The following is an 18,383-nucleotide window of genomic DNA, read 5'->3' on the forward strand; positions in this document are numbered from 1 at the left end:
AGAGTCAGTTGTCACTGCCTTTGTTGTCGACGCGGTAGCCGAAGCTGAAACCGACGCCCTGGAACAGCACCACATCAGCCAGTTGGCGGGCGAGTTCGCCGGCGCTGGCCAGTTTGGTTTTTGGCACGTAGAGCATGTCATCCGGCTGCAGATAGGCGATTTGTGGCGCGTCCCCGGACAGTGCTTTCTCGACGTCGTAGTTCATCGCCTGCACCTGATTGCCGTTGCGCCGCATGATCACTACCGAATCCAGCCGCGCCTTGACGTTGGTACCACGCGCCAGGGTCAGTGCCTCGAGTACCGACACCGGCCGCCGGATGGGGTAGGAGCCCGGTTGAGCGACTTCGCCGAGGACGTAGATCTCGTTGCCGGCGGTGGACTTGAGCAGCACGTCCACCGTCATCCGCCCCGGCAGTTGCGCGTATCTCTGATTGAGGAAGGTTTCCAGCTGATTGACGGTCATGCCTTGCAGCGGCACGGCGCCGATTTCTGGAAAACTCGCATAGCCGTCGGTGCCGACGGTGATCTCGCGGCTCATACCGGTGGCCGGATGGTTCAGCGCACTTTTAAGGTTCTGCTCGTTGCTCAGCGGGCTGAGAATCTGTACCGAGAGCTGATTGCGGTTGGGCTGGAACAGCTGCTTGCGCTGATACGCACGCTGAATTTCCTGACGGGCTTCTTCGCTGGTCAGCCCGGCGATTTTCACCGAAGTGTTGGCGCCCGGCAGTTCGATGGTGCCGTCGGGCAGCACCAGTTGCGTGCCGTTGAGCTGGCTGGCGGCGGTGAAATTCAGGCCGATCTGGTCACCTGATTGCACGCGGTAAGCGTCCGAACCGCTGGTGCTGATGTGAAAGATCACATCCAGCACGTCTTTCGGGCGCAGGGTCTGTTCGACCCGCGGCATGTCGGTGGCCTGCGCATTGGCCGGTGTGGCGGTGAGAATATTCACCGGCATGTTGCGGGTCTCGGAAGTGCTGGTGCAGCCCGCAAGCGGCAGCAACAGCAGGACAAGCATTCTGGCGTTCATGGCGTCATCCTTTGCGTTCGCTTACAGGTTTTTGTAAAGCCATTTGGGCATGTAGTACTTGCGCCGGTTGAACACGCTGCCGACCACTTTCGCCCCGGCCTGAGTCAGGCGTTGCACAGCGGCCTGGGCGACTTCCCAGCGGGTGTCTTCGGCGCGCACGACAAACACCACGCCGTCGACCTGAGTACTGATGACCAGGGTGTCGGCGGCGGAATACACCGCGTCGCCGTCGATCACCACAAAGCGGTACTGGCTGCCCAACTGGTCGAGCAACGGGCTCAGGCGCTCGGCGGTCAGGTGTTCCAGCGTGCGGATCGGCCGGCCGTTGGGCAGCACATGGAAGGGCAGGCTCGAAACCTGCACCACGCAGTCCTGCAACAGCGGCGGGTTGCCCGGGTTGAACAGCAGGTCGCGCAGGCCGCGCTCCTTGCCGAGGTTCATCTGCTGGGTGAGGTTGTTCGCCGACTGGCTGGCATCGACCAGCAACACCTGGCCGCTGCTCATCTGCGCCAGTTGACTGGCCAGTGCCAGCGCGCTGGTGGTAGTGCCGGCGCCGGGGTTGGCGGCGGTCAGGAACAGAATGCGCAGGTCGAGATCCAGCACGGTCGAAGTCAGATTCGATTCGCTGGGGCTGGCGATGCTCAGGCTTTTATTGGTTGAACCGTCCATTAGCTTGCTCCGTGGCCGCTGAATACTTTGAAGGGGGTTTTCAACAGAATCTTCAGATCAAGCAGAAGGCTCTGCTCGGCGATGTAGCTGAGGTCCAACTCAACGCGCTGGTCGAAGTCGATGTTGCTGCGTCCGGAGATCTGCCACAGACCGGTCATGCCGGGGTAGATCGCCAGACGCGCGAGGTGATTGTCCTTGTAGCGGTAAGCGTTGAACGAGGTCGGGCGAGGGCCGACGAGGCGCATGTCGCCGGTCACCACGTTGATCAGATTCGGCAGCTCATCGAGGCTGGTGCGCCGCAGAAAACTGCCGATGCCGGTGACGCGCGGGTCCTTGTCGATCTTGAAGTCGATGGCGTCTGCCCCGTGCTTGTTCAGGTGGCGCAGCGACTCTTTGAGTTCTTCGGCGTTGCTGACCATGGTGCGGAACTTGAACATGCCGAACTTGCGCCCGCGATAACCGGTGCGTTTCTGCACGAACAGCACCGGCCCCGGGCTGGTGAGCTTGATGGCCAGGGCCAGACCCAGCAGCACTGGCGAGATCAGCACGAGAATCGTCAGCGCGCCGAGGCAGGCGACCACCCGATTGGTCCGCGACAGCTGCCATGGGCGGCCGCCATCGCGGCCGCTGAGCCAGCCGCGACCCTGACGGTGGATCGCTGCGTCGAGGCGCATGCGATGTTCCGGGTCGACGCGCTTGTCAGGGCGCATCTGTGCAATCGACACACTTCTTTCATGTCCAGTCATGGCGTCCTCCGCATTCAATCAGCCGCAAGCGGCGCACGGGCAGTGGGGTAGTAGTCGCGGAACCAGGCGATGAAGCGGCCCAGTCCTTCATCCAGTTCTATCCGGGGCTGGAATCCGGTGGCCTGGGCCAGATCGCTGGCCTCGGCGCAGGTGTTGAGCACGTCGCCCGGTTGCAGTGGCAGCAGCTCGACAATGGCTTGCTGATCGAGATGTTTTTCCATCAGCGCGAGGTAGGTTTTCAGTGCAACCGGCTGCTGCCCGCCGATGTTGAACAGGCGCCACGGTGCCATGCTGCTGGCGGGGTCGGGCTGCTCGCGATCCCACTGCGGATTGGCTTGTGGTGGCTGATCGATGAGGCGAGCGATGCTTTCGATGATGTCGTCGATGTAGGTGAAATCGCGCTGATGCTCGCCGTAATTGAACAGCTTCAGCGGCTCGCCTTCGCTGATCGCCCGGGCGAACTGGATCGGCGACATGTCCGGCCGGCCCCAAGGCCCGTACACGGTGAAAAAGCGCAGGCCGGTGCAGGGAATGCCGAACAGATGGCTGTAGCTGTGCGCCATCAGTTCATTGGCTTTCTTGGTCGCGGCGTACAGCGACAGCGGATGGTTGACGCCATCCTTGACCGAGTAAGGCGTGTGCTGATTGGCGCCGTACACCGAACTCGACGAGGCATAGATCAAGTGCTCGACCGGGTGATGCCGGCAGCTCTCGAGGATGTTCAGGAAACCGTTGAGGTTGCTGTCCAGATACGCCCGTGGATTGTCCAGCGAATAACGCACCCCGGCCTGTGCGGCGAGGTGGATCACCACTTGCGGCTGCTCGCGGGCAAACAATGCGTCGATCGCCGAAGCGTGGGCCAGATCCACCGTGGCCAGCGGAAAATCGCCAACCTGCTCGCGCACCCACTGCACGCGGTCGTGCTTGAGCTGCGGGTCGTAGTAGTGGTTGAAATTGTCCAGGCCGACCACCGAATGCCCGTCACGCAGCAAGCGCAGGACGCAATGGGCACCAATGAAACCGGCGGCACCGGTCACCAGAATCTTCATGGCCGCAGCCCTTCAGGGGCGATGTGGCGCAGACCGATACCGCTGTAATGCAGGCCGGCGGCGGCAACCTGTTCCGGGTTGTACAGGTTGCGCCCGTCGATGATCACCTTCGAACGCAGCTTCTCGGCGAGCAGTTCGAAATCGACTACGCGGAAGTTTTTCCACTCGGTGCAGATCACCAGCGCGTCGGCGTCTTCGAGGGTGTCGTCGCGGGTCGCGCACAGGTGCAGGTCGTTGCGGTAGCCGTAGATGCGCCGGCATTCGGACATGGCTTCCGGATCATAAGCCTGCACGCTGGCGCCTTCGGCCCACAACGCGTCCATCAGGTAACGGCTGGGGGCTTCGCGCATGTCGTCGGTGTTCGGTTTGAACGCCAGGCCCCAGACGGCGATGGATTTGCCGGCCAGGCCTTGCGGAAACTGCGCGCGCAATTTGCTGAACAGGATGTGCCGTTGGCTGTCATTGACGTCGGTGACGCTGCGCAGCAGTTTCAACGGCATGCCGTTGTGTTCGGCGGTGTGCAGCAGGGCACGCAGATCCTTGGGAAAGCACGAGCCACCGAAGCCGCAGCCCGGATAAATGAAGTGGTAGCCGATGCGCGGGTCGGAGCCGATGCCTTTGCGCACCGCTTCGATGTCGGCGCCGAGCAATTCGGTGAGGTTGGCCAGTTCGTTCATGAAACTGATGCGGGTGGCGAGCATCGCGTTGGCCGCGTACTTGGTCAGCTCGGCGCTGCGGTTGTCCATGAACATCAGTTTTTCGTGGTTGCGGCAGAACGGCGCGTAGAGCTCGCTCATCTGCTCGCGGGCAGCGTCGTCGCGGGTGCCGATGATGATCCGGTCCGGGCGCATGCAGTCGGCGAGGGCGCTGCCTTCCTTGAGAAATTCCGGATTGGATACCACGCGCACCTGCAGCTCGGTTTTGCCGCGCAACAGCAATTCGCTGGTGGCCGTGGCCAGGACTTGATCGGCAGTCCCGACCGGCACCGTGGATTTGATGATCAACGTGCGATCGGCTTCCATCAGGCCGGCAATTTGCCGGGCGACGTTGAGCACATGGCTGAGGTCGGCAGAGCCGTCTTCGTCCGCCGGGGTGCCGACGGCGATGAAAATCAGCTCGGCGTGAGTCACCGCATCACTGGCCTGGGTGCTGAACAACAAGCGCCCGGCCTTGATGTTTTCTTCAAGTGTTGCGGACAGGCCTGGTTCACTGATGGGCGGCACCGCTTGTTGCAGTTGTTTGATCTTGTTCGGATCAATATCAATGCATAAAACCCGATGGCCGACATCGGCAAGTGCAGCGGCTTGTATAAGTCCGACATAGCCAGTGCCAAATACGCTCACGTCCATCTGCGCACCTCAATAAAACCAGAAAAGTTAACTGCGGAATGAGATTGTTAAAGGGGTATAGCGCAGGCTTTGGAAAGCGTGTCAGCAAAATGACATGTTGCGCGGGTATAACACTTGAGGCGTTTTTGGCGATTGGCCATCAAGTCATTGCTGCGATTGAATTTGTTGTTTTCCTGCAGATTTGTTCAGATTTTATTTAACCGACAGACGGTCTAAGTCCCCGAAATTAAAGGTTTTAATCGCTACAGCTGTGTCAGATTTGAGTCACCGTTTTTTTGACGCTTTACCCGCCTATCAGTCATTTCTTGCGCTTTGATGGCTGGGTGCTAGTGTCAGGTTCTGACCGACAAAGCTTTGACAACCTCCCATTTCGGACGGCCGGTATCGCAATGTTCAAATACGCCAAGGAACTGCTTTTAGTTACCTATCTATTGCTCTTTTCCGACTACTACCTGGATCGGTTAAATGCTATCGGGTGGGGTTTGAATGTACTTGTTTTTGGCGCGATGTTTTTGGCGCTTACTTTCGCGTTATATCTAACTGCCTATATACGTCAGGCTCTCGTTCGACATGCATTCGCATTAACGATGTTTGCCGCAGCGGTTTTTTTTGATGTTTACACACGGGTTACCGCGGATTACCTGAGGTACAGCGATTTCGTTTCGCTGGTGTACTCCGGCGGCTTCATTCAGGAAGCGGCTTATCAGTATCGCGATGCGATCCTGCGCGCGGTGCTCAGTGGCTTGCTGCTGTTGTTCGGCATCGGACTCAAGCCGCGTCATGCGCTGTTCATACCCAACACGTTGCGGGTCGCGGCGCCCCTCGTCGGCGTATTGATGCTCAGCGGATTGTTGTTTCTACGAGCGGGTGAGGGCGCACGTGGGTTGCCGATCATGTACACGCCGCTGGCCTACCTGAATCTGTTTGCCTACGAAGCGCTGCACGATACCGTTGGCCCCCGTGAAGCGGTGACGCTTGCGCGCGCCACGCCAGCCGTCGGCCACGACATCGTGCTGATCATCGACGAAAGCATTTCCGGCAATTACCTCGACATCAACGCGCCGTTCGGCGTGCACAGCAACCTCAAGCAAGCGCCGGCCGGGGTCGATGTCTTCAACTTTGGCTACGCCGCCTCCATTGCCAATTGCAGCGCCGACACCAACGTCACCTTGCGCTACGGCGGCACCCGCGCCGACTACAGACGCATCAACAGCACGTTGCCGTCGATCTGGCAGTACGCGAAAAAGGCCGGGCTCGGCACGGTCTACATCGACGCCCAGCGCACCGCCGGCAACCTGCAGAACCTGATGACCGCCGCCGAAAAAAACGACATCGACAGTTTCGTGCAATTCGACCAGACCAGCGTGCGCGACCGCGACATGGCGGCAGCGGCGAAGCTGATCGAACTGCTCAACAACAATCGCCCCGAGCTGATCGTGATCAACAAGGTCGGCGCGCATTTTCCGGTGCATGACAAATACCCTGATGTGTTCATGGCTTACCGGCCGACGCTGCCCCGCGGACAGTTCACTGAAGTCGCCGACACTGGCGAACGCACCGGTTTCAACGGCCAGCCGGATGACTGGGTGCTGTATCGCAACGCCTACAAGAACACGCTGTTGTGGAACGTCGGCGAGTTCTTCGCCAGGGTGTTTGCCCAGGCCAACCTGAACAATGCGCTGCTGATCTACACCTCCGATCATGGCCAGGATCTGCATGAACGCGGCAACCCGGGCTTGAATACTCATTGCGGCGGCGACCCGGTGGAAGAGGAGGGGCTGGTGCCGCTGGTGGTGATCCAGGGTCGTGGATTGCAGGCGCCGGACTGGGCAGCGAATCTGCCGGCAAACAAGGACCGCTCCAGCCACTACAACATCTTCCCGACGCTGTTGCAGGTGATGGGCTACGACTTGGGCGCAATCGAAGCGGTGTATGGCAAACCGCTAAGCGTGCCGACGGCGGATGAGTTCACGTTCAACTACCGCTTCAATGCGCGTTTGGGGGCCAAGCCTGAGTGGAAGCATATTGATCTGGGCAGCATCGTTACGCCTGAGCGGGCGCCGGCGAGTGTGGCTGCGGGGCAGTGAGTTTTGGATTGCTCGGGCGGGCCTCTTCGCGAGCAGGCTCGCTCCCACAGGGGATTGCATTCCAAGGTGGGAGCGAGCCTGCTCGCGAACAAGTCGGGACAGGCTGCGACAGTCTCAACCCTTGTTGAACCGCGCCCGATACTCCCCAGGCGCGCAGCCCAGCCAGCGCGCGAAAGCCCGGTTGAATCCCTGCACATCGCTGTAACCCAACCGATCCGCCACTTCGACCAGCTCCAGCGCCCCGGACTGCAACAGGTCCTCGGCACGATAGCGCCGATGCTCATCAAGCAGTTCGCTGAAAGTCCAGCCCAACGCCTTCAAACGCCTTGCCGCCGTGCGCTCAAGCACATGCTGCGTAGCACAGAACTGCTGCCAGTCCGCTGAAGCCAGATCTTCGATCAGATAATCGCTGAGCTGTCCGAGCAAGGTCGATTCACTGAGACATCGGGTCTGCTCCAGCAGATCGACAAGCGTTGTTTCCAATGCCGGATTGCCCGGTGTCAACGGCATCACGAACAGCTGAGGATCCAGATAAATCGCCGCGCATGACTGCTCTGCGCTCACCGGGGTGCGCAATGCCGATTGATGCTGCTCGCGGCTGGCCGACACCAGCGCCACACCCAGCACCGGATCACGATTCACACCGCTGGCGAGCAACTTGCGCCGCACCAGGCTGCACAGGCTGACAAGGATGTAATCGGTCAGCGCCGCCGGAGCACCAAGACTGCCGGCTTCGACCAAGCGCAGTTTTACGCCGCCATCTTCACGCAGGATTTGCACACGGAAATGTCCGTTGAAAAACGCAAAGTACTCGGCGAAAAACTCACAGGCACGTTCCAGCGACACGGCGACATCGAACAGATAGGTCAGTCCATTGGTGGCCGTCGAAACGAAGCGTTCACCCGCCGCCAGACCGATCAGTGGATCGCCGCTCTGTTCCACGGCAAACGCCCAGAAGCGCCGCGACATCAGCAGCGGCATGCGCGTGAACGGCGTGCGCAGATCGAACAGGCTGCGGCGCAGTTGTGCTTCGATTGCGCCTTGGCTGATGCCGCGCGCGAGCAATTCTTCAATGGCCGGCAGCAGGGTCGGCGCGTAAAAAGCGTTGACGGATTGCGGATGGGGTTTGCTCATGTTGTGCGCGCGTCTCCCGTCGCTCCGTTAGCCGCCAGCAAACGCCGATCGACGCTGAGGATCGCCTCGATCATCGCCCGCGCTGCTGGCGTCAGGGTAAAACCGGCGCGGCTGACGATGCCATAACCCAGTTGCAGCGCCGGCTCGTCATGGGGGACGTCGACAAAGTCGAGCAGCTCGATCAGGCCGCGATCAAGTTGTTCACGCAAGGCCTCAAGCGTGGCCAGCCCCACCGCGTCGGAGCGCAGCACTACGCGCTGGATTGCGTCAAATTGTGCGCACTCGACGCTCGGGTTGAAGTCCTGCTCACCAAGGATATCGGCGAGCACCTTGCGGATCATCGGTGGAATGCGCGTGCCGACGATCGGGTAATCGAGCAGGGCGCGCAATCGCAGGTCTCGTTGCGCGAGGAGCGGATGGCCGGCGCGACAGAAAAACCGTCCCGGCCGCGTGCGCAGCAGGTGCACCTGATACTGCGGATCGCTGACAAAGTGCCGCGCGTCCGCGACGAAAAACTCGATCTGCTGCTCGCGCAACCACAGCGTCAATTGCTGCCAGTCGCCCTGATGAAACCGCGTGCGAATCGCCGGATGCGCATCAATGAAGTCGGCCAGCGCTTCCGGCACCAGCACCTGCGCCGGATACGGACCGCAACCGAATTGCAGTTCGCCGCCGGTGAGGCCGTTGTATTGCGTCAATTCGTTGTGCAGCGCCTGACTGCCAGCGAGCAGGCGCCGCGCATGTTGCAGCACCAGTTCGCCTTGCCCGGTCAGGCGAAATTCGCGGCTGCTGCGCTCGACCAGCGCGCAGTCAAGATCACGCTCCAGAGTCTGGATGCTGCGGCTGAAGGCCGGTTGGCTGAGGTTGATCGCCTCGGCGGCGCGACCGAAGTTGCGGTAATCAGCGAGGGCGACCAAGTGGCGAAGCTGGCGAAGATCCATCATGCGTCTCCTGCATTTCGCGGATAATTTTAATGCATTGGATCGATAGCACGTCCGCTGGCATAAGTACACGCCTGTTCTTCGATGGCACGCCTTCATGTCTCAGTCTCTGTTCGCCTCCAGCGCGTTTACCCGCACGATTCTCGCGCATGCTCGCCAGTCCGGACTGTGCCCGCAACGCTTGATGGCGCGCGTGGGGATCTGCCCGTCAGTGCTCGCCGGGCAGCATCAATTGATCGCCGCACAAGCGGTTGAACAGTTGTGGCGTGAGTGTGAATGGTCAGGGGTAGCGCCGACGTTTGGCTGTGAACTGGCCGACGGAATGGCGACCGATTGCCTGCAAGGACTGAATATCCTGCTCGACTCGTCCGCGACCTTGCGGGCCAGTCTGAAGTGCTTCATCGACTGCTTGCCAAGGGTGATCAGTTACGTTGCGGTGGAACTGGTCGAGGCGGGCGATTTCGCTCATTTGCGCCTGCGTTCGCAGCAGGGGCATTTGCATCATTTCGCTCTGGATGCGGCAGTGATAACGCTGGTGCGCAACATTGCCCGTCGATTGGGCGGGGCGCCTGGAGATTCGTTTGTGAGTGTCAGCCTGCGCCCGACGCAAATGGCCGGTGGCTGGCTGCGTGGAGTGGGTATCGCGGTGGAGCAGGGCGAACATCTGTGCCTGACCTTGCCGCGATATAACCTCGATCAGGTCTTGCTTGGCGCCAACCCGTTTCTGCACCAGAGCATGCTGCGCCACTGGCACGCTGAAACTCGCGCACCTGCGCGTGAGGACAATCTGACAATGGCGCGGCATTGGCTGACGGCGGGTGATCAACCGATCGAACGGATAGCTGAGCGGCTGGGTTATCGCCAGCCGAGCAACTTTATCCGCGCGTTTCGCAAACAGTTCGGGATTACGCCGAAGCAGTTCCGGTTGAATCCGGGGCAGGTTTGTTGAAAGCAGGATTGAGGTGATTGATCGTTATCGAGGGTGCCAGCAAGATTTACCCCCTCACCCCAGCCCTCTCCCCCAAGGGGGCGAGGGGGAAAGGGAGCCGATCTTCATGGCGTTCGGAATCTGAGTTCAACTCGGTATCCCACCTCGGCGTATCTCGTACATCCAACGCGGTCAGCCCCTCCCCCAAGGGGTGAGGGGGAAAGGGAGCCGATCTTCGTGGCGTTCGGAATCTGAGTTCAACTCGGTATCCCACGTCGGCGTATCTCGTACATGCAACTCGGTCGGTCCCCTCTCCCTCCGGGAGAGGGCTAGGGTGAGGGGCTTTTGACTTACGGCGTGACGATATTGAACTGCGGCCCGAAGGTATCCAGGCTGCCCATCAATAATCCGAATTTCTGACCATTGCCCTGCAACTTCACCAGTCCTTTTTGCATCGCCGTCGGGAAATCCAATTGTTTCAGGCTGATCTTCTCCAGCGTATCGCGGCTCAGGCTGACGCTCGCATCCGCCGCCGGATTCATACCGGCACGGTGAGTCAGCACGCCGTTGCGCAAGGTCAGGGTGAAATCCTTTTGCACATCGTCGAACGTCCAGTTCAGCGTCAGGTCATGGGCCACGGCTTTGTCGCTGTCCAGGCGTACCGCGAGGTAATCGAAGAACATTTCCGGACTCATGGCCCGGACCATATCCACCGACACGGTATTGGCTGACTGCGGCGGCACGCCGTTGCGCAGTTCCATCGCACCGGTCAGGTACATGTTGCGCCAGGTGGCGTTCTCGCTTTGATAACCCAACTGCTCCAGCGTCTCGGCTTGAGCCTTGCGTGCATCCGCGTTGTCCGGATCGGCGAACAGCAACTGGTTGCCCAACTGCGCGGCCCAGCGGTAGTCAGCGCTGGCCATCGCACTGCGCATTTTCTCCAGCACCGACGCGGTACCGCCCATGGCCTCGACCGAACGTTTGGCCGCATCGACCGGGGGCAGCGGATTGAGGTTGGCCGGGTTGCCGTCGTAGAAACCCATGTAGCGCTGATACACCGCGCGCGTATTGAAACTCAGCGAGCCGTAATAGCCACGGGTGTACCACTTCTGATCGAGCGAGCCGGGCAGTTTCTTGATTGCTTCGGCAATTTCCAGCGGCGTCAGGCCCTGGTTGAGCAAGTGCAGGGTGCGGTCGTTGATGAACGCGTACATGTCGCGCTGATCGGCGAGCAAAGTACGAATCCGCTCGCCACCCCAGGTCGGCCAGTTGTGCTGAGCGAACAGCACGTCGGCCTTGTCGCCGTAGCGCATGAGGCTGTCGTCGAGGTATTGCGACCAGGCTTTGGCATCACGCACTTGCGCGCCGCGCGGGGTGAGGATGTTGTGCATCATCTGCGTGGCGTTTTCGGCCATGCACAAGGCTTTCAACTCCGGTAGATAAAGGTTCATTTCTGCTGGCGCTTCGGTGCCCGGCGTCAGCTGGAATTCGACTTGCAGACCAGCGATGGTGCGAGTTTCCAACGGCTCGGCAATCAGATCGGTAGGCGCGATCAGTGTGACCGTGCCACCGCTGGGCGCACTCTTGCCGAGGCCGGCATCGACCTGACCTTTTTCACTGCGCGGCAATAGGCTGCCGAACTGGTACTGCGCGCGGCGGCTCATGGCGTTGCCGGCCATGACGTTCTCGCTCATCACGTGTTCCATGAAGCCGACCGGCGCGTAGACCTTGACCTTGCCGGACTTGACATCGGCCTCGTCGATCACCCCGCGCACGCCGCCGAAATGATCGACATGGGTGTGGCTGTAGATCACCGCGACGACCGGTTTGCGCGGGCGATTGGCGTAGTACAGGTCCAGCGCCGTCCTGGCGGTTTCGGCCATGGTCAGCGGATCGATGATGATCAGCCCGTCGTCACCTTCGATGATGGTCATGTTGGCCAGGTCGAGACCGCGTACCTGATAGAGCTTGGGGCTGACCTCGAACAGACCGGCGTGGGCATTGAGCTGGGCCAGCCGCCACAGGCTCGGATTGACCGATTCCGGCGCCTTGTCTTTGGCGAGGAAGTCATAGGCGTTGACGTTCCAGATGACTTTGCCGGCGGCATCCTTGATCTGGCCCTTGAACGGTGCGATCAAGCCTTTGCTGACGGATTCGAAATCGGTGCGGTCGCTGAAAGGCAGGGTTTGCAGCACGGCAGCGTTGCTTGCAGCGGTTTGCACGCTCGGCGCCACCGGACCGTCAGCAGCGAGCAACGGCTGGCTCAGGCAAGTGGTGATCAGGCAGGTCAGCAGGCCACGCGGGCTCAGGATGAAACGGGGCATGGGTGTCTCCGGTTTTTTTATCGTTATGGCCGAACAGCCAGCAGCTTAGGGCGCGTCCCGGAGTTGGCGATGATCATCAGCGGACAAAAACCATTCAGGGCCGCTATCCTAGGCCCAGGTTCACTGATCGGGTTTGCCCATGCTTGAGGTTCGCGACGTTTTCAAAAGCTATGCCACGCCACAGGGATTGTTGCCGGTGCTGCAAGGCGTCGACCTGACGCTGGAGGCCGGTGGCAGCCTGGCACTGATGGGCGAATCGGGCAGTGGCAAAAGCACGCTGCTGCATCTGGTGGCGGGGCTGGACAAGGTCGACAGCGGCAGTATTCGCAGCGGCGAACATCGCCTGGAAGCCATGAGCGAAGCGCAACTGGCCAACTGGCGACGCACGGAAATCGGTCTGGTGTTTCAGCAGTTCAACCTGATCGGCAGTCTGCGCGTGGAAGACAACCTGGCCTTTCAGGCGCGCCTCGCCGGGCGCCATGAGCCGCGCTGGCAAGCGCATCTGGTGCAGCGTCTGGGTCTGGGCGATCTGCTCTCGCGGTATCCCGAGCAACTCTCTGGCGGCCAGCAGCAACGAGTCGCATTGGGCCGCGCATTGGCTTCGCAGCCGAAATTGCTCTTGGCCGATGAACCCACCGGCAGCCTCGATGAAGCGACCAGCGATGAAGTGCTGCGGCTGTTGCTGGAGTTGCTCGATGATACGCCGACGACCCTGCTGATGGTCACCCACAGTCAGCGCGTGGCGGCGCGATTGGCCCAGCGTGTAGTGTTGTCGAACGGACGGGTCGCCTGATGATCTGGCGGCAGACCCTGCGCGCGCTGCTCAGCCACTGGCGGCGCCATCCCGTGCAGTTTTTCAGTGTGCTGACCGGGCTGTGGCTGGCCACCAGTCTGCTCACCGGCGTCGAGGCGCTGAACAGTCAGGCGCGCGACAGCTACGCGCGGGCCAGCCAGATGATCGGCGGTGAACCACAGGCCAGCCTGAGCACGCCAAATGGGGCACTGTTTCCCCAGCGCTGGTTTATCGAATTGCGCCGTCAGGGCTGGCCGGTGTCGCCGGTGTTGCAGGGCCGGCTGACGCTCAAGGGCCACGAAGACCAGCGGATTCAGGTGATGGGCATCGAGCCGGTGTCGCTGCCGACGGATTCGGCAGTGGCCGGGCAGGCGATGCCGATCGAGCGCATCGTCGAATTTTTCAGCCCGCCGGGCGGCACCTGGATTTCCCCGGACACGATGCAAATGCTCGGCTTGCGCGAAGGCGATACAGCGCAAACCGTGAACGGCCAGACCCTGCCGCCGCTGCTCGCGCAGAAGGACATGGCGCCGGGGTTGTTGCTGGTCGACATCGGCGTAGCGCAACGCCTGCTCGAACAACCTGAGCAACTGTCGCGACTGCTGCTGCCCAAGGACTTTCATCAAGAATTACCAGCGAGTTTCACCGATCGCTTGCAGCTCAAAAGCAGCGGCGAAGAAAACAATCTCGCGCGGCTGACCGAGAGCTTTCACCTCAATCTCGATGCCCTTGGATTTTTGTCGTTTCTGGTCGGCCTGTTCATCGTCCACGCTGCCATCGGCCTCGCTCTGGAACAGCGCCGAGGCTTGCTGCGCACGTTGCGTGCCTGTGGCGTCAGTGCACGAATGCTGATCGCGTGTCTGGTGGTTGAACTGGGCGTGCTGGCGCTGATCGGTGGATTGTTCGGTGTGATCAGCGGCTATTGGCTGGCCAGCGTGCTGCTGCCGGACGTCGCCGCCAGCCTGCGCGGTCTGTATGGCGCGGAAGTGGCGGGGCAGTTGCGTTTGAGCCCCTGGTGGTGGTTCAGCGGCATCGGTCTGAGCCTGCTTGGCGCGTTGCTGGCCGGGGCCAATAGTCTGCTGCGGGCGGCGCGCTTGCCGTTGCTGGCGGTGGCCGATCCGCAGGCGTGGCATCAACAGTATTCGCGCTGGTTGCGCCGGCAGGGTTGGTTGGCGACAGCGCTGCTGGCGATTGCGCTGGCGGCGCTGATCTGGGGCGACAGCCTGAGCAGCGGTTTCGTGCTCATGGCCGGGCTGTTGCTCGGTGCCGCGCTGGCCTTGCCGGTGTTGCTCAGCGCGTTGTTGAACCCGTTGCTCGGGCGCAGTCGTTCGGTGCTCGGCCAGTGGTTTCTCGCCGACTGCCGCCAGCAACTGCCAGCCCTGAGTCTGGCGCTGATGGCGCTGCTGCTGGCGCTCGCCGCCAATATCGGCGCCGGCAGCATGACCGCCGGTTTTCGGCAGACCTTCAACGACTGGCTCGAACAACGCCTGAGCGCCGAGTTGTACATCAACCCGGCCAATCCGGCGCAGGCCCGCGAGATGCACAGTTGGCTCAAGCAGCAGCCCAATGTGACCGCTGTGCTGCCCAACTGGCAGGTTTCGGTGACGCTGCAAGGCTGGCCGGCCGATGTCTACGGCATCATCGACCACTCTTACTATCGCCAGCATTGGCCGTTGCTCGACAGCAGTGGCAGCGATCCGTGGGGCAAACTGGCCACGGATGATGCGGTGATGCTCAGCGAACAACTGGCACGACGCCTGAAGTTGCGGCCGGGCGAGCATCTGAACATTCCCACGCCGAACGGCACGTGGTCGCCGCGCATCGTCGGCATCTACGCCGACTACGGCAATCCGAAGGGGCACCTGCTGATCAGCAGTGAGCACCTGCTGCGCGGCTGGCCGCAACTCACGCCCAACCGCTTCAATCTGCGTATCGATCCAGCACAGATTCCGGCGCTGCTCACCGCCTTGCAGGCGCGTTTTGCGCTGGATGACAACCGCATCGTCGATCAGGCGCGGCTCAAGGGCTGGTCGGTGCAGGTCTTCGAACGCACCTTTGCCGCGACGGCGGCGTTGAACAGCCTGACCTTGGCCGTGGCTGGCGTGGCGCTGTTCATCAGTCTGCTGACCCAGAGCCAGAGTCGCCTCAGTCAACTCGCACCGCTGTGGGCGCTGGGCGTGACGCGCAAACAGTTGATGCTGCTTAACCTCGGCCAGACCTGGCTGCTCGCCGTATTGACGTTGCTGTTGGCGCTGCCGTTGGGCATCGCTTTGGCGTGGTGCCTGGATGCGGTGATCAATGTGCAGGCGTTCGGCTGGCGCTTGCCGTTGCGGGTGTTTCCGTTGCAGTTGTTGCAACTGATGGGCCTGGCGTTGCTGGCGACTCTGTTGGCTTCGGCATGGCCGCTGTATTCGCTGTACCGCACGCAACCGGCGGACTTGCTGAGGACGTTTGCCCATGAGGACTAAATGGCTCGTGCTGATGATTGCACTGCTGCTCGGTGGCTGCGATCAGCCTGCACCTGAGGAAAAGGGCTTTGCCGGCATGGGCGATCAGGCGCAATCCTTCACCCCGGTGGTGCCCGGTCGGGTGTTCAGCTTCCCCGCCGATCACGGCGCGCATGATGGTTTTCGCATCGAGTGGTGGTACGTCACCGCCAATCTCAAGGATCAGCAGGGCAATGATTTCGGTGTGCAATGGACGCTGTTTCGCAGCGCCCTGAAACCCGTCGCTGAGCAGGCCGGTTGGGGCAACCAAACGATCTGGCTGGGCCATGCGGCAGTCACTTCGCCCTCGGTGCATCACGCCGCCGAGCGCTACGCCCGGGGCGGAGTAGGCCAGGCCGGCGTGCGCCTGGTGCCGTTCGAAGCGTGGATCGATGACTGGATGTTTGCCAGTCAGGCGCAGGATCCGTTGCGCGATATGCAACTCAGTGCTCGTGACAAGAATTTCGCCTATCAACTGCGCCTCACCTCCAGCCGCCCGCTGGTGCTGCAGGGCGATCAGGGTTTCAGCCAGAAATCCGAAGAAGGCCAGGCGTCGTATTACTACAGCCAGCCATTTTTCCAGGCCAGCGGCACGCTGCAGATCGACGGCCAGACCTATAACGTCAGCGGCCCGGCATGGCTCGATCGCGAGTGGAGCAGTCAGCCACTCACCGCCAATCAGACTGGCTGGGACTGGTTCTCGCTGCATCTGGACAGCGGCGAACACGTGATGCTTTATCGCATGCGGCAGAAGGACGGCGCGCCTTATCTGACCGGCACCTGGATCGCCGCTGACGGGCAGATTCAGACGTTGCACAGCGAGCAGATCAGTCTTGTGCCGCAGGACACTGCCAAGGTGGCTGATCGACCGATGCCGGTGAAATGGTCGATCCGCATTCCAGACAAGAAACTCGATATCAGCGTTGACGCGATCAACCGCAATGCCTGGATGGATTTGCGTATTCCGTACTGGGAAGGGCCGGTGAAAATCAATGGCAGCCATCCTGGCCAGGGCTATCTGGAAATGACCGGGTATTAACGGTAGGTGCAGTTTCCCTGTGGGAGCGAGCTTGCTCGCGAAGGCTTTTTGTCGAGCGATGATTTGTTCTGCTTGACCGGGTACATATCCGTTGCTGCGGTAACGGCTGCTTAGGGTTTCGCCCTTACGGCGACTTACTTTTTTACAAGCGCCAAAAAAAGTAAGCAGAAAACGCTAGCTCCTACGTTCGGCCCTCGCAGGCTCGGGTTCCTTCGCTGCGGGATCGATCCGGGCGCAGCGGCTACGGTTTGCTTCGCTGCACCTCCTTCCGCTGTGTCTGGCTTCGCCAGACGGTCGCTGCGCTCCCACGCCCGGATCAATCCCTCCACTCAGCCTTCCGACGTCGCCGGTGGATCAAGATCAAGAGCAGGCGAGCTGACATTCGGCCTATAGGTGAACGTGGGACTGTAGGAGCTGCCGAAGGCTGCGATCTTTTGCTTTTGCTCTTGCTCTTGCTCTTGTAGGAGCGAGCCTGCTCGCGATGGCTATCTCAAAGACACCGATGATTAACAGCTTAACCCCAATCCCTGTGGGAGCTGGCTTGCCAGCGATGGCGTCAGCAAGGTCGCCACTAATCAAACCGCTCGGAACTCTCCCTTCGCCAATAGGCTCTACCCAGAAACCCGCCATTTTCGGACTCACTCATGAGCGACGACGTGCAACTCCCGGACCTCAACACCTGGCAACGCCTGTTCGACGATCAGACCCTATGGCAGCAATCGCCCGACGCTCACTATTTCGATCTGCAGCGCATCGCCGATGACCTGCTCGGCCAAGGCGCGATTGATCTTGAGCAATGGCAGTTGTTGCGCGCCAAAGCCGATGATCTGCACAAGCAGTCACCCGAGGTCAACGTCGCCCGCGAACTCGACGATCCCGAAGCCTGAGGACTCCTGCCATGAATACCACCAGCAACCATAACGACAATCCCGACGAACCACGCCCGGCCGGCGAAACCGAGCGCGACAACGACGCCCTGCGCCCGACCGATCCCAAGCAGCGGCAGGACAGCGGCAAGGGCACGCCGAGTGGCGAATCCACCGCGCAAGAGACCGCCAAGCCACACACCCGAGGGCCACAAACCCAAGTCAAGCCCTGAACAGCGTCTATGCTCACTGGCACGCCCGCCGCTGAAGTCGTTTCGGTGGCGGGCGTCGCCATTTCATCACAGGGAAAGTAATGCATATGAAGCTCGACGCTCTGGCCAAGGCCATTACCCTCGCAACGCTGCTTTCTGTCACGAGTTTCGGCGCTCTGGCTGCCGACATTCCGTTATCCGCCGTCGTTGAGGCCGATTCCGTTAACACCAAAGTGCTCGCCGTCGACCCGGCCAATCACCAGGTCGTGCTGGAAGGCCCCGAGGGACGTCAGGTCCACGTTCAGCTCAGCGACAAAGCGAAAAACCTCGCCAAACTTAAAGTTGGCGATTCGGTGACGATCGAGGTGCAGCGATCTGTCGCCGCTTATCTCGATACGGATGTGGATAAAGGTCTCCCAGGCACCACCGAACGTACCGGCGAACTGCGCAAGGCTCCGGGCAGCGATAACCCTGGCGGCGAGGCTTATCGTCAGGTTCAGGTGCAGCTGAAAATCAGCAAAATCGATTTGAAGACCAATCAGGTCACTCTCCAGAATCCGTCCGGTCAATCGAAGACGCTCGATGTGAAGAAGCCGGAGATTCAGGCCAAGTTGAAGGATCTGAAAGTAGGGCAGAGCGTTATTGTCACTTATACCGATATCCTGAAAGTGACCAGTCAGCACGATAGTTGAGTATTAGCTCTACAAGTTTATTGCTCTTGTACAACTTTATG

16 protein-coding genes are annotated in these 18,383 nt (G+C 60.8%); 8 read left to right on the forward strand and 8 right to left on the reverse strand.

The genetic code is table 11. The annotated features are described in order from the left end of the window. Positions 1–4 precede the first annotated feature (4 nt). The 5 genes from HU724_RS11075 to HU724_RS11095 are packed head-to-tail and all read right to left on the reverse strand — an operon-like array spanning position 5 to position 4,840. Entirely contained in the window at positions 5–1,027 is a 1,023-nt protein-coding gene (locus tag HU724_RS11075; RefSeq protein WP_016774099.1) for a polysaccharide biosynthesis/export family protein, read from the reverse strand. Positions 1,028–1,048: 21 nt separating this feature from the next. Further along, complete coding sequence (locus tag HU724_RS11080) at positions 1,049–1,696, reverse strand: CpsD/CapB family tyrosine-protein kinase (RefSeq protein WP_024012451.1); 648 nt, start codon at positions 1,694–1,696, stop codon at positions 1,049–1,051. After that, positions 1,696–2,442, reverse strand: coding sequence for a sugar transferase (locus tag HU724_RS11085; RefSeq protein WP_016774101.1), 747 nt, complete (start codon positions 2,440–2,442; stop codon positions 1,696–1,698). Before HU724_RS11085 ends, HU724_RS11080 begins: the two co-directional genes overlap by 1 nt. Before the next feature lie 14 nt (positions 2,443–2,456). After that, positions 2,457–3,491, reverse strand: coding sequence for an NAD-dependent epimerase (locus HU724_RS11090; protein ID WP_076567416.1), 1,035 nt, complete (start codon positions 3,489–3,491; stop codon positions 2,457–2,459). Next, the gene (locus HU724_RS11095) at positions 3,488–4,840 is read right to left on the reverse strand and encodes a UDP-glucose dehydrogenase family protein (protein ID WP_016774103.1); all 1,353 of its coding nucleotides are present in this window, start codon (positions 4,838–4,840) and stop codon (positions 3,488–3,490) included. Before HU724_RS11095 ends, HU724_RS11090 begins: the two co-directional genes overlap by 4 nt. A gap of 389 nt (positions 4,841–5,229) precedes the next feature. Between HU724_RS11095 and HU724_RS11100 the strand changes: the two genes are divergently transcribed. Then, entirely contained in the window at positions 5,230–6,927 is a 1,698-nt protein-coding gene (locus tag HU724_RS11100; protein ID WP_186565416.1) for a sulfatase-like hydrolase/transferase, read from the forward strand. 114 nt (positions 6,928–7,041) lie between these two features. On the opposite strand, the gene HU724_RS11105 is transcribed toward HU724_RS11100, so the two are convergent. After that, positions 7,042–8,061 carry an AraC family transcriptional regulator gene (locus HU724_RS11105; RefSeq protein WP_186565414.1) on the reverse strand — a complete coding sequence of 340 codons (1,020 nt, stop codon included), beginning with the start codon at positions 8,059–8,061 and terminating at the stop codon, positions 7,042–7,044. Further along, complete coding sequence (locus HU724_RS11110) at positions 8,058–9,002, reverse strand: LysR family transcriptional regulator (RefSeq protein WP_186565412.1); 945 nt, start codon at positions 9,000–9,002, stop codon at positions 8,058–8,060. Before HU724_RS11110 ends, HU724_RS11105 begins: the two co-directional genes overlap by 4 nt. Before the next feature lie 97 nt (positions 9,003–9,099). On the opposite strand from HU724_RS11110, the gene HU724_RS11115 reads away from it, so the two are divergent. Next, a complete protein-coding gene (locus HU724_RS11115; protein WP_186565410.1) occupies positions 9,100–9,951 on the forward strand; it encodes an AraC family transcriptional regulator in 852 nt (283 codons plus the stop codon). Positions 9,952–10,280: 329 nt separating this feature from the next. Here HU724_RS11115 and HU724_RS11120 read toward each other — a convergent pair whose 3' ends face one another. Beyond that, complete coding sequence (locus HU724_RS11120) at positions 10,281–12,254, reverse strand: alkyl/aryl-sulfatase (protein WP_186565408.1); 1,974 nt, start codon at positions 12,252–12,254, stop codon at positions 10,281–10,283. A gap of 139 nt (positions 12,255–12,393) precedes the next feature. Between HU724_RS11120 and HU724_RS11125 the strand changes: the two genes are divergently transcribed. From HU724_RS11125 to HU724_RS11150, 6 genes are all read left to right on the forward strand, one after another. Beyond that, a complete protein-coding gene (locus HU724_RS11125) occupies positions 12,394–13,047 on the forward strand; it encodes an ABC transporter ATP-binding protein (RefSeq protein ID WP_016774109.1) in 654 nt (217 codons plus the stop codon). After that, entirely contained in the window at positions 13,047–15,515 is a 2,469-nt protein-coding gene (locus HU724_RS11130) for an ABC transporter permease (protein ID WP_437180349.1), read from the forward strand. Before HU724_RS11125 ends, HU724_RS11130 begins: the two co-directional genes overlap by 1 nt. Further along, positions 15,505–16,572: a lipocalin-like domain-containing protein gene (locus HU724_RS11135; protein ID WP_186565406.1), complete on the forward strand. Its 1,068-nt coding sequence runs from the start codon at positions 15,505–15,507 to the stop codon at positions 16,570–16,572. Before HU724_RS11130 ends, HU724_RS11135 begins: the two co-directional genes overlap by 11 nt. 644 nt (positions 16,573–17,216) lie before the next feature. Continuing rightward, positions 17,217–17,459, forward strand: coding sequence for a hypothetical protein (locus HU724_RS11140; RefSeq protein WP_016774112.1), 243 nt, complete (start codon positions 17,217–17,219; stop codon positions 17,457–17,459). Between the two features lie 11 nt (positions 17,460–17,470). Next, complete coding sequence (locus HU724_RS11145; RefSeq protein WP_186565404.1) at positions 17,471–17,671, forward strand: hypothetical protein; 201 nt, start codon at positions 17,471–17,473, stop codon at positions 17,669–17,671. 86 nt (positions 17,672–17,757) lie between these two features. Further along, positions 17,758–18,342 (forward strand): hypothetical protein, encoded by a 585-nt coding sequence (locus HU724_RS11150; RefSeq protein ID WP_186565402.1) that lies wholly within the window; start codon positions 17,758–17,760, stop codon positions 18,340–18,342. Positions 18,343–18,383 lie beyond the last annotated feature (41 nt).

Origin of the sequence: Pseudomonas iranensis (assembly GCF_014268585.2) — a bacterium.
GTDB lineage: Bacteria > Pseudomonadota > Gammaproteobacteria > Pseudomonadales > Pseudomonadaceae > Aquipseudomonas > Aquipseudomonas iranensis.